The organism is Paenibacillus sp. SAF-068 (assembly GCF_051967555.1).
GTDB lineage: Bacteria > Bacillota > Bacilli > Paenibacillales > Paenibacillaceae > Paenibacillus.
Genome location: NZ_JBQCJX010000001.1, coordinates 2,127,541 through 2,139,088, shown reverse-complemented (window position 1 = coordinate 2,139,088; position 11,548 = coordinate 2,127,541). Strand labels below are relative to the sequence as shown.

Here is an 11,548-nt window from a genome sequence, read left to right as displayed (position 1 = left end):
AAACGGATTCAACAAATGTTTTAGAGGGGGATTTGCATTGAAAACAATAAAAAGAAAAAAGGCGATTTCCATTATTCTAGCCAGCTTATTATCCATCTCGTTAACCGCTTGTGGATCAGGCGGTACGGATTCCGGTACAGCTGCTGGCGGGGACAGCAAGGGTGGCAAAGTCACACTGGAGCTGGCAATCTCCAAAAGTTCACAGGACTCTGCTTTCATCCAGCAGGACATTCTTGATGCATTCGAAAAACAAACGAACATTCGCGTCAATCTGCAACTGATTCCAGCTGAACAAACGACGACTGTACTGCAGACCAAACTGGCTGTAGATGAAACACCTGATATTATTCAGTACAATCTGGCGAGCGCAGTCACGGACCTCAACCTTGAACGCAACTTCGAGATTCTGGATAGCGAACCTTGGGCGAGCAGAATCGTGAATAAAGACGTCCTCTCTTCTAGCGGTCACCTTTACAGTTTCCATGTCAGCCAAGATACGGGGATGCAAGGTGTTGTTTATAACAAACAAATCTTTGAAGAACTCGGGTTGTCCATTCCAACCAACTACGAAGAATTCCTGGCAATCTGTGAAAAAATCAAAGCAAGTGGCATTACGCCTGTATTCATGCCTTACAAAGATGCCTGGGCTGCCAACATCTGGCCTGCTGCAGCTTTTGCCGATTTTGTAGCCAAAAATGACCCAACGTTTTTTGATGAGTTGAACAGCAACAAGAAAAAATGGTCCGATGTTCCCGAGTTCAAAACATTCCTGGAACAACAATATGAAGTGTACACCAAAGGGTACACCAATACCGATGTACTCAGCGATAGTTATGACATGGCAGTAGGTAAATTCCTCAACAAGGAAGTGGCCATGATGTTTATGGGTGACTGGTTAATTGAAGGTGTAGCCGAGCAAGATCCAAGTATGGAACTGGGCGTATTCCCGATTCCATCGTCGGACAATGCCAGTCTGGGTGCAAGTCCACTTGGCGGACAACTGTTCATTCCGAAGAAATCCAAACATTTGGATGAAGCCAAACAGTTCCTGGACTATATCGCTTCCAAAGATGTCGCACAACAGATTGTGGATTCCAAAGGATACGTATCCAATTTCAGTGACGTTACTACACCGGAACTGCCAGCTTACAAACAGGATATTGTAGATAATTACATTACGCCGAAGAAAACGGTGCTGACAACCGATGCATACATGCTGGTTGATCGCAGCGAACTGTACCGATTGTTGCAGGATCAATTCGCGGGTGGATTATCACCAGAAGAAGTACTGAAATCCTGGGATGAGAAGTTCAGTCAGTTAATGCAGGATAAAGGTGCAGAAGGTTTCTAAAGAGTGAAATATAAGGCAGCATCACATGATCAATTGTTATGCTGCCTGGCTATAACGGAGTGTGAGACATGAAAAGGACTAAAAATCTGTACTCGTATTACATGATATTTCCCGCACTAATAATCTACTCCATCTTTTTCGTTGTGCCTGCTCTCGCCGCCTTCTATTACTCATTCACGGATTGGCGGTTGGATCGACTGGAGCTGAAGTTCATTGGATGGGATAATTTCCAGAAAATTTTCTCTGACAAAACGCTGATTCTGGCGCTGAAAAACACGGCGATATTTGCGATTGTCACCGTTGTTGGCAAGAATGTCATCGGCCTATTGCTCGCCGTAGGACTTAACATGCGATTAAGAACGAAGAACCTGCTGCGTGCGATCTTCTACTCTCCTTCCATACTCAGCATACTTGTGATCAGCATTCTGTTCACTCCCATGTTGCGTACCGAAGGTACAATCAACAATTTGTTGGAATCGGTAGGATTGCATTCGTTAAGCCAAGCTTGGCTTACCAATCCATCGATTGTGATCTGGACGATTGCCATCGTCTCGATCTGGCAGAGCGCGGGGTTCCAGATGGCCATTTATCTGGCTGGTCTGCAGTCCATTTCCCAGGAGTATTACGAAGCGGCCAAGATTGATGGGGCAAGTTCATGGAGAAGTTTTTTCAAAATCACACTGCCCCTCTTGCTGCCGGCCATTAACATTAACCTGATGCTGACCTTGATTGGTGGACTGAAAGTATTCTCCGAAGTGTACGTCATGACCGGTGGTGGCCCGGGTAACGCTTCCCAGGTCGTCGGTACGATCATTCTTCGATCTTTCGGTGAAGGTAACTGGGGACTTGGTACGGCTGTCAACACCCTTCTGTTCGTGGTCGTTACCATTATCGCTATACCGCTATTGATCTTCATGCGGCGTAAGGAGGTTACGGAATAACATGGGCTATACACGCAAACTCGCCATCCGCAACTATATCGTGGAAGGGTTCCTGATTCTGGCCTCTCTTATCGTTCTGTTGCCGCTTGTCATTCTGATCTTTGGTTCATTCAAAACCAGCGCTGAAGTGCTCAGCTTTTCCCTGAGTTTCCCGGAAACATGGCAGTTCTCGAACTATGTTCGTGTCTTCGAGGAAGGCGGTCTGTCACGAGCATTCTTCAACAGCATTTTGATTACTGGCGTATCTTCCATCATTAATATCGTTGCTTCTTCAGCAGCGGCATTCATTCTGGCACGTCGGGAAACCAAATTATCCGGTACCATCTATATGTATTTCTTCATGGGACTGATTGCGCCAATGTCCATTATCACGACCATACGGGTTGTACAGGGATTAGGATTCTACGGCAGCATCACAAGCGTTATCCTGATCTATGCCGCGCTAAATACGGCCTTCAGTGTATTCTTGTACAGTGGATTCATCAAAACCATTCCACGAGCGCTGGACGAAGTCGCATTTCTGGAAGGAGCAAGTGTGTTCGGCGTGTTCTTCCGCATCGTCACACCGCTCATCCTGCCCGTTAACGCAACGGTAGCGATCATGGTGTTCATGTCCGTCTGGAATGACATCACCATTCCGGTGTACTTCCTGACAGACAGCTCCACTTGGACGATGCCACTATCGATCTACAATTTCTATGGCAAATACAGCCGGGACTGGAATCTGATCTTCGCCAATCTTGTGCTTACTTCGTTACCTGTATTCATCCTGTATCTATTTGGGCAAAAATATATTGTCAGCGGCTTAACTGCCGGTGCAGTTAAAGGCTAAACCTTATATTCTCCTGAACGTTAATGCATAAGAACATTGAGAAATTTTCAACGACAGACCTAACCCCCACCTTGTCTGGTAGGGGTTTGTTTGCATATATATCTAGAACAAGCATCTACACTGCTCTATTATTAGAACAATTGCGGATAAAGGGCAGCAACGCCACCCGCGAGACCTTGTTGTACATTTCGACTGGTATCATCGGCAACAATCTCGTAGAGATCCGCTTCGATTGAATCCATTGCAATTTTGGCAATATCCGTCGGGCTTGTTTTCGGTGCATCAATACCCGCTGTCATATCCGTATCCATGAATGCAACGTGTAATCCGGCAACGCGAACATTTTTAGGTGCTAATTCCAGACGTAGTGCATTCGTTATTCCCCACTGAGCAGATTTTGCAGCAGAATATGCACCTGAGTTCCCCAAACTGAGCCAGGATAGCGCGGACAGAATATTCAGTATCGTACCGCCTCCGTTCTTCTCCATTACCGGTGCGAACGCACGAATCATGGAAAGTGTACCGAACACATGTGTATCAAATTCCAAGTGAATATCGTTCAATTCACCCGTGAGAAGGGAAGCACCCGTAGCAGAACCAGCATTATTGACTAGAAGGGTTACATCGCTCGCTAGCTCAGCTGCAGCCAAGACAGATTGAGGATCAGTAATATCGAGTTGCAGTGGAATAGCCCCAGGCAGATCAATGGATTCAGGGTTGCGCGCGCCAGCATATACTTTGGCCCCCCTCGCTAGCAACTCAAGAGCAAGTTTCTTACCCAACCCACGATTAGCCCCGCTTACGATAGCAACTTGTTTGGAAATGTCCATTTATCATTACTCCCTCTCATTTGAGAATTCATTCATATTTGAGAATGTTATGAGAACGATCATTCTCGTAACTCCCAATAACAATTTATCATATCGGGAACGATCAGTAAAGAATAAATTCCAATCACTCTTGTCTTTATTGCAAGAAAGATGCCCGCAACCTCTGTTAACAGGCTACGAGCATCTTTTTTTTGATTCTACATATACAATTAATGGATTACTTATTGATTACGGAATGACCTACATCAGCCCTCCGAAGTCACTGTGATCTTGTATCATACAGATTCGCAGGTAACGCCTGCACAAATGGTGACCACTCAAGCGTCGTATAGAGCTGAAGTCGATGCATGGCCCGTGTGCAGGCCGTATACAGAAGCTTGCGGTCATATTCCTCGCTGTACGTTTCCGGTGAAGCATCATAGACCAGGACAGCATCGAACTCGACACCTTTTGCGAGGTACACAGGAATAATCATGATTCCTTTCTCAAAAATCTGCGTATCCTTCGTTATGAGCTGTAACCCTTCGCCTCCTTGACTTTGTAACCATTCATGGGCTTCCCGGCTTTCAGCCGCGGTCTTCGTAATCACAGCGATGGAACCGAACCCCTCTGCTTTGAGCAAGGCGATGTCTGCCAGAATCTGTGCCACACGCAGCTTATCGTCCTTCAATCTTGTTAAAAGGGGCTTCTGATCTCCCCTTTCAAAAGGTCTGATCTCTTCTCCCCCTGGTAACATGTGTCTCGTGAATTCAACGATCTCTTTGGTTGAACGATAACTGCGTACCAGACGGATCACTGTGGTTTCGGCTTCTCCGTAAAGGTGGACCAACGGCGAGTTGGATGCTGCTAACTCCGTAGCCTGCATAAAGATCGCTTGCCCGAAATCGCCAAGTACGGTCATGCGAGCACGAGGAAACAGTTTCTTGAGATATTCGTATTGAAACGCCGAATAATCCTGGCCTTCATCCACAAAGACATAACGAATCTCCGTATTCGTCCGGACGCCTTCAATCAGTTCTTTTACATATAAATAAGGAGTAGCATCTTCATGGAACAGCTTGTTCTGGAGAATCATTTCCTTCGTCTGTTTGCAAATCTCAGCCCAGTGCAGCGGGGGGATTGCCCCATCCGTTTGTTCTCGATATGCGACTTCATTTACAAAAAGTTGTTCGTAAATACCTTTCACATCCACGAACTGGAATTTTCGCACACTCTTTCTTAAAGGTTTGAACATGTCTTTCACCAGTTTCTGACGAAGCAGTTCCTCTTCCCGCACTGCATAGTTAAAGGCACCCTCATCTTGCTCTGCGCTGTTATTACCATTAGCTCGTGCAGCATATTTTTCCGCCACATCGAACACAGGTTTTTCTTTGTGCAGCATGCCGAAAGCTTCCACATACTCATCCGTGTCCAGATAATTCAACTCCTCCTGAACCCAGTCTGCTTCCCGCTCCAGACGTTCCAGCGTAACGAGTTCTCTCAGCAACCATTCCTGCACTAGAAGAATACGGTTGGACAATGTCAGATTTTGATCCAAACTGTAGAATTGGGTCTTGATCCGGTCGGCAGAGATGAATTCACGGTCTCGAAATTGAATCCCGTTGAACCGCATTCCCTCGCGCCCTAGCCACGTGCCGTAGTTCTGGAGTACTTGTAGAAATGTCTCGGAAGCCTTATACTTGATCGCCTCCAGACGAGCTTCATATCCCGGATCTTCCTGGGCTGTCAGCACATATTCAATCTGATCAAAGGCATCCTCCGGTCGCAAGGAGGAATCCAGCCAATAATTGAGATATTCCTGGAACGTCGTCTGCTGCATATTCTCTTCACCAAGCTCCGGAAGTACGGTGGAAGTATAACTGGTAAACATCGGATTTGGCGAGAAAAGTACAATCTGATCTGCCTTGACGGTCTGGCGATGTTTGTATAGTAAGTAAGCCACTCGCTGCAACGCAGCGGACGTCTTGCCACTGCCAGCTGCCCCCTGAACGATGAGCATCCGACTTCGATCATCACGAATAATGGCATTTTGTTCCTTCTGGATGGTTGCAACGATGCTCTTCATCTGTGAGTTTGCACCCTTGGCGAGCACATGCTGCAACAACTCGTCACCAATCGTTTCAGTTGAATCAAACATGCTAAGCAGCTGCCCGTGTTGGATCTGGAATTGACGCTTAAGCTCCATTTTCCCCTCGATTCGTCCTGAAGGTGTGTCATAGCCTGCCGGCCCGGGAGAGTGATCATAGTACAGACTCGCAATTGGCGTTCTCCAGTCATAGATTAGAAAGTTCAAACCATCCTCATCCATAAAGGAAGATACGCCGATGTAGATCTGTTCAGTATATGTCATGCCTTTTTCCTTATAGTCGAAGCGCCCAAAATACGGCGCAGGAAGCAGTCTCTTTGTATTTTTCCATTGCTGAGTTAATAGCTTGTGTCCGCGCTCCCGCTCGGCCAACACTCTGGATTGCTGATTAATGGTGTAGAATGCATCTTCAAAATCCGTGTATGAACTCGTGTTTATAGTCACTTCTTCCCAGAAACGTTTACGAATTTCGGCAGCCTGTTCATGCAGTCCGGCAACCTTTGGTTCTAATTCTTCGAGTCTTGCCTGAAGTTTGTTCCTCACCTGCACCAGTCGTTCTTCTTCCAACTTCCATTCAACTGTTTTATCCATCAATACGTCCACTCCCTTTTTCCATTTATTAGGACCAAAAAAAGAGCATTGACAAATCGGAATATCGGATGTAAAATTAAATTAGGAGAAATAATGATTCATCTTTTATATCCAACAAAAATGTCAATTGCGCTATAGATTATATCATGGCTCTTTTTTACGTTCAATCTTTTTTTCACTGTCTGAGTTGGATTTTAATAATAATTGATCATGCATAAGATGTCCTTGATTTACAGGGGGGCATCTTTTTTTATGTCCTCTATCTAACGGATTCAGAGATTGTGATAGTTTTAGGCAAAACTTTGATAGAAATGTGGTACACGCTGGTTCATTCGTTGTGACATAATAATACGTAAATAGGTCGCCATATGGGTGGCAATAATAAACATGAGAAAGGATTTGAACATCACATGGAATATACGAAACTTGGTAACACAGGCTTGGACGTATCTCGCTTTTGCCTGGGGTGTATGGGATTCGGGGACGCCAGTAAATGGGTTCATCAATGGGTTCTGAATGAAGAGGACTCTCGCCCCGTAATCAAAAAGGCACTGGATCTGGGCATCAATTTCTTTGATACAGCCAATGTATACTCTCTGGGTACGAGCGAGGAGTACCTTGGTCGGGCGTTGAAGGATTACGCCAATCGGGATGAGGTAGTTATTGCAACCAAAGTACATGGGCAAATGCATAAAGGACCCAACGGTTCTGGCCTTTCCAGAAAAGCCATCCTGAGTGAAATTGATAAAAGCCTGAACCGATTGGAGACGGATTATGTCGATCTGTATATCATACATCGTTGGGACTACAATACACCTATTGAAGAGACCATGGAAGCCTTACATGATGTGGTGAAGTCCGGTAAAGTAAGATATATTGGCGCTTCAGCCATGTACGCTTGGCAGTTCCAGAAGGCATTACATGTAGCAGAGAAACAGGGTTGGACCAAGTTTGTCTCCATGCAGAACCACTTGAACCTCATCTATCGTGAAGAGGAACGAGAAATGCTGCCTTTATGCAAGGAAGAAAAGATTGGTGTGACTCCCTACAGCCCTCTTGCTTCAGGCCGGTTAACCCGCGACTGGTCCGTATCGACACTCCGATCGGAGACAGACGAAATTCAGAAATCCAAGTACAATGCGACAAGCGATGCTGATCGACTTGTCGTTGAGCGAGTTGCATCCATTGCAGAAAAATACGGTGTCCCTCGCACACACATTGCACTTGCCTGGTTACTACAAAAAGACACTGTAGCGTCTCCAATTATCGGTGCCACCAAATTATCTCATCTGGAAGATGCGGTAGGTGCTCTTTCGGTTAAATTGACCTCAGAAGATGTCACATTCCTTGAAGAGCCTTATGTACCTCACCCCGTAGTAGGTGCACAATAATTGCTTTTGCTTAAAATATAGAAGACCTCCTCTTTCCGCATCCGGAAGTTGGGGGTCTCCTTTTTTATGTCGTAATTTATTTGCGCCAAAACGTTGAACATTCTGCCTTATCTTTTATATTAAACTCTATCATTCTCTCAAGTAACGAATAATCAATCTCCTGTTTCCACTTCATTCGCACCAACTCTTTGGTATGATCATAACCCGCCTGAGAGATTTCTTCGGAAAAACGATTAATACCTGCTTTCTCTGGAGCAACCGCCAAATGTTGCTTGGATACACTAAAACCAATGATGAAGGTATCATGGTCGGTAAACATCGGCTGGTTCCATGCTATTTTTTGTTTTAAATTCGGGAATTTCTCAGTGATCCAGTTCAAAACTTCTTCCGTTCGTGCCTGATGTTCCGGGTGATCGATGCGTGCTATAAATTCTGCAAAGGTCTCCATTGGTTTCCCCCTGTATCATGAAATATACTATTTAATTTGCCCCGTTCAAACTCATTCTATCATGAATATCTAATTCAGAATCTCTTATCTGCCCGATTAATCAAAAAAACAGCAGCTTCCAGACTTTAAATGTTTTCCTTCATCCAAGAACGCAACTGTTCTGCATAGAGTGCTCGTTCATCTGGATCGGACGGTGAACCATGGGTCAGATAAAGTTGATCATTCACATATCGGGGGTAAACATGCAGATGATAGTGCCATACGTCTTGATTACCAGCAGGCTCATTATGTTGTCGTGTAGAGATTCCGTCACATCCATATGTACTTTTCATCGCCAATGCTGTAAGTTGAGCCGTGCGATGAATCTCAACAGCGTAGTCCGCAGGGAGTTCAAAGATGTTCTCGAAATGTTGATTCGGAACAATAAGAACATGTCCTTTATTGTTTGGCCACCATTTGCCTGCTATAAATGCCGTTACCTTTTCATTTTGATAGATAATATCCCTTTGTTTTGTTCCCTGATCAGGTTGCTCGATACCCCAAATACGACAAAATGGACATTCATACCCTTCGGGCTGATGTGAAAAGAAAGCTGTCATCTTTCTCCTTCCACTCCTTTCATGTTTTTCCAATTGGTAAATTGTGCGGATGTATCTACTGCCTTTTGTTGTGTTAACATCTCTAATGTTCAGTATAAAAAAATATGGGGGTTTACTTAATTGAAAGTTATTATTTCATTGGAAGGACTATTGGTTCTCAGAGTTGTAGAATTACACTTCAGTGTTACTAACGTAAACCATACAGCTGCATGAAAAAATATTCTAATATCATTATAGTCCTTCTGGTTCTATTGATCATAGGTTCAGCTTTTATTTTAATTCATAACTCAATTAGAAAGAATGAAGTTGCAGTTAATTCGGATTATTATACTGGCTTTGTTTCGAGAGTACAGAAATTAGATGATACACTTTCTCAAATCAGTGAGGTAGGGTCTAATGGAGAAATCGAGCAAATGTTTGATGTTTATACTTCCATTTTTTTAGTCAATGACCGATTAACACTCATCAAAGAAAATACTAAAAATTTCTCTGATAATCTTGATGTTCTTATCAATGACTTTTTAATATTTAGAAATGAATATGGTTATCTTGTAAAGGATCAATTAAAAGGTAACCTTGCAGATTCTGAAGTACGCATAAAAGTGGTCAAACAGATCAAATTATTCCTGAAAGGCTTGCCTGAAGAATACCACGATTCAAAAGAATTTTCTGATCAATTTAGTGCCGCAGCCAAGCATATTAAGCCATTACTACATCTTAACTTTTAATCTCTTTGAGCCGCCGTTATAAACAAAATAGAAAGCAGCTGACCTTATCGGCAGCTGCTTTCTTCTAACCTTAACTATCCCTAACAATCATAAAACTTTCCACTTACATGGTGCTGATATCAATAACAAAGCGATATTTCACATCGGAAGCCAATACACGTTTGTAAGCTTCATCAATCTGATCAGCGGAGATGACCTCAATGTTAGGCGCAATATCATGTTCTGCACAGAAATCGAGCATCTCCTGTGTCTCACGAATGCCACCAATCATGGAACCTGCGAATGAACGGCGATGACCGATGAGAGAAAATACGTTTACAGCCAATGGTTCCGCAGGAGCACCCACGTTCACGAGTGTACCATCCAGCGTAAGCAGTGAGAAATAAGCATTAATGTCTATATTGGCACTCACCGTGTTAATCATCAGATCAAAGGTGCCTGCAAGTTTCTCGAACGTTTCCGGTTCACTTGTGGCGTAGTAGTGATCTGCACCGAATTGCAGTCCATCTTCTTTTTTGCTCAAGGATTGGGAAAGAACCGTTACTTCGGCACCCATCGCATGTGCGATTTTGACAGCCATATGACCAAGACCACCCATACCTACAACGGCAACTTTCTTGCCTGGGCCAGCTCCCCAGTGATGAAGTGGTGAATATGTTGTAATACCGGCACACAGCAAAGGTGCAGCAGCATCAAGTGCGATATTATCAGGGATACGAACGACGAAATTCTCTACGACAACAATATGAGTTGAATATCCACCTTGCGTAGGCTCACCGTATTTGTCTACTCCAGCGTAAGTTTGAATATTTCCTTTGAGACAGTATTGCTCTTCACCTTTGCGGCAGTTCTCACATTCGCCACAAGAGCCAACCATACATCCGACACCTACCCGGTCACCGACCTTGTATTTGGAGACTCCGCTTCCTACATCGGTTACTATTCCGGCAATTTCGTGTCCAGGAACAAGTGGATAGTTCACAGGACCCCATTCGCCGTGAGCAGTATGGATGTCGGAATGGCAGATACCTGCATATTTAATCTCAATTAATACATCGTTGGTATCCAGATCACGTCGTTTAATTTCAGCACTTCTGAATTGTTGGTCTGGTCCGTCAACGGCTCTGGCTTTAGCTATAATCAATGGAATAACCTCCTCGTAATTTAAAGCTCAACGTAATCTTACGCCCTCTAGTTAACTCTAGGTCAAATGTTTATCTTATTTTTTTTATCTCCAATGTACTTTGACAGCCAGTAATTCAACATGTTAGAATTCACTCGGATCAATCCTAGAGTTAACTCGAAGTCTACCCCCAGTAGAAAGGAATTCATTCTAAATGACCTATTCAATCGGTGAAGTTGCCAAAAAATTAGACCTTACGGTATATACATTGCGTTACTACGATAAGGAAGGACTCATGCCTTTTGTAGAACGAACCACGAGCGGAACACGGTTGTTCAAAGACTCCGACATCGACTTTTTAAAGATCATTCAATGTCTGAAGCTGACCGGAATGCCTATTAAAGACATTAAGGACTTTATTGAATGGTGCTCCGAAGGGGACACCACGCTGAAGCAGAGATATGACATGTTTACGGAGCGCAAAGCGATTGTGGAAGCACAAATGGAGGAACTAAGAAGGACCATGGAAGTTATTGAGCACAAATGCTCTTACTACGAAACTGCTTTGGAAGCTGGAACCGAAGAAATTCATAAAATCAAACCGATTGAAAATGCCATAACCAATTGA

At 44.1% G+C, this 11,548-nt stretch carries 11 protein-coding genes; 6 read left to right on the top strand and 5 right to left on the bottom strand.

The annotated features are described in order from the left end of the window. The first annotated feature begins 37 nt into the window (after positions 1 to 37). From ACTHPG_RS09400 to ACTHPG_RS09390, 3 genes are all read left to right on the top strand, one after another. A complete protein-coding gene (locus ACTHPG_RS09400) occupies positions 38 to 1,351 on the top strand; it encodes an ABC transporter substrate-binding protein (RefSeq protein ID WP_440388905.1) in 1,314 nt (437 codons plus the stop codon). A gap of 68 nt (positions 1,352 to 1,419) precedes the next feature. Continuing rightward, positions 1,420 to 2,292: a carbohydrate ABC transporter permease gene (locus ACTHPG_RS09395; protein ID WP_036670879.1), complete on the top strand. Its 873-nt coding sequence runs from the start codon at positions 1,420 to 1,422 to the stop codon at positions 2,290 to 2,292. 1 nt (position 2,293) lies between these two features. Beyond that, positions 2,294 to 3,124 carry a carbohydrate ABC transporter permease gene (locus tag ACTHPG_RS09390; protein WP_440388904.1) on the top strand — a complete coding sequence of 277 codons (831 nt, stop codon included), beginning with the start codon at positions 2,294 to 2,296 and terminating at the stop codon, positions 3,122 to 3,124. Between the two features lie 131 nt (positions 3,125 to 3,255). Here ACTHPG_RS09390 and ACTHPG_RS09385 read toward each other — a convergent pair whose 3' ends face one another. Both ACTHPG_RS09385 and helD read right to left on the bottom strand, forming a co-directional pair. Further along, positions 3,256 to 3,954, bottom strand: coding sequence for an SDR family oxidoreductase (locus ACTHPG_RS09385; RefSeq protein WP_440388903.1), 699 nt, complete (start codon positions 3,952 to 3,954; stop codon positions 3,256 to 3,258). A 259-nt stretch (positions 3,955 to 4,213) separates the two neighbouring features. Further along, positions 4,214 to 6,631 (bottom strand): RNA polymerase recycling motor HelD, encoded by a 2,418-nt coding sequence (helD, locus tag ACTHPG_RS09380; RefSeq protein WP_440388902.1) that lies wholly within the window; start codon positions 6,629 to 6,631, stop codon positions 4,214 to 4,216. A 410-nt stretch (positions 6,632 to 7,041) separates the two neighbouring features. Between helD and ACTHPG_RS09375 the strand changes: the two genes are divergently transcribed. Then, positions 7,042 to 8,022 (top strand): aldo/keto reductase, encoded by a 981-nt coding sequence (locus ACTHPG_RS09375; RefSeq protein ID WP_440388901.1) that lies wholly within the window; start codon positions 7,042 to 7,044, stop codon positions 8,020 to 8,022. 76 nt (positions 8,023 to 8,098) lie between these two features. Here ACTHPG_RS09375 and ACTHPG_RS09370 read toward each other — a convergent pair whose 3' ends face one another. Then, a complete protein-coding gene (locus tag ACTHPG_RS09370; protein WP_440388899.1) occupies positions 8,099 to 8,470 on the bottom strand; it encodes an iron chaperone in 372 nt (123 codons plus the stop codon). 125 nt (positions 8,471 to 8,595) lie between these two features. Beyond that, positions 8,596 to 9,069: an HIT family protein gene (locus tag ACTHPG_RS09365; protein WP_440388898.1), complete on the bottom strand. Its 474-nt coding sequence runs from the start codon at positions 9,067 to 9,069 to the stop codon at positions 8,596 to 8,598. Between the two features lie 209 nt (positions 9,070 to 9,278). On the opposite strand from ACTHPG_RS09365, the gene ACTHPG_RS09360 reads away from it, so the two are divergent. Then, a complete protein-coding gene (locus ACTHPG_RS09360; RefSeq protein WP_440388897.1) occupies positions 9,279 to 9,797 on the top strand; it encodes a hypothetical protein in 519 nt (172 codons plus the stop codon). 103 nt (positions 9,798 to 9,900) lie between these two features. Here the strand turns inward: ACTHPG_RS09360 and ACTHPG_RS09355 are convergent, their stop codons facing one another. After that, entirely contained in the window at positions 9,901 to 10,941 is a 1,041-nt protein-coding gene (locus ACTHPG_RS09355) for an NAD(P)-dependent alcohol dehydrogenase (protein ID WP_440388895.1), read from the bottom strand. A gap of 193 nt (positions 10,942 to 11,134) precedes the next feature. Here ACTHPG_RS09355 and ACTHPG_RS09350 point away from each other — a divergent pair, with 193 nt between their 5' ends. Then, positions 11,135 to 11,548 (top strand): MerR family transcriptional regulator, encoded by a 414-nt coding sequence (locus ACTHPG_RS09350; protein ID WP_440388893.1) that lies wholly within the window; start codon positions 11,135 to 11,137, stop codon positions 11,546 to 11,548.

Coding starts and splice junctions, on each gene's coding strand:
- ACTHPG_RS09395 (WP_036670879.1), top strand. CDS start 1,420: ATGAAAAGGACTAAAAATCTGTACTCGTATTACATGATATTTCCCGCA.
- ACTHPG_RS09390 (WP_440388904.1), top strand. CDS start 2,294: ATGGGCTATACACGCAAACTCGCCATCCGCAACTATATCGTGGAAGGG.
- ACTHPG_RS09385 (WP_440388903.1), bottom strand. CDS start 3,954: ATGGACATTTCCAAACAAGTTGCTATCGTAAGCGGGGCTAATCGTGGG.
- helD (WP_440388902.1), bottom strand. CDS start 6,631: ATGGATAAAACAGTTGAATGGAAGTTGGAAGAAGAACGACTGGTGCAG.
- ACTHPG_RS09375 (WP_440388901.1), top strand. CDS start 7,042: ATGGAATATACGAAACTTGGTAACACAGGCTTGGACGTATCTCGCTTT.
- ACTHPG_RS09370 (WP_440388899.1), bottom strand. CDS start 8,470: ATGGAGACCTTTGCAGAATTTATAGCACGCATCGATCACCCGGAACAT.
- ACTHPG_RS09365 (WP_440388898.1), bottom strand. CDS start 9,069: ATGACAGCTTTCTTTTCACATCAGCCCGAAGGGTATGAATGTCCATTT.
- ACTHPG_RS09360 (WP_440388897.1), top strand. CDS start 9,279: ATGAAAAAATATTCTAATATCATTATAGTCCTTCTGGTTCTATTGATC.
- ACTHPG_RS09350 (WP_440388893.1), top strand. CDS start 11,135: ATGACCTATTCAATCGGTGAAGTTGCCAAAAAATTAGACCTTACGGTA.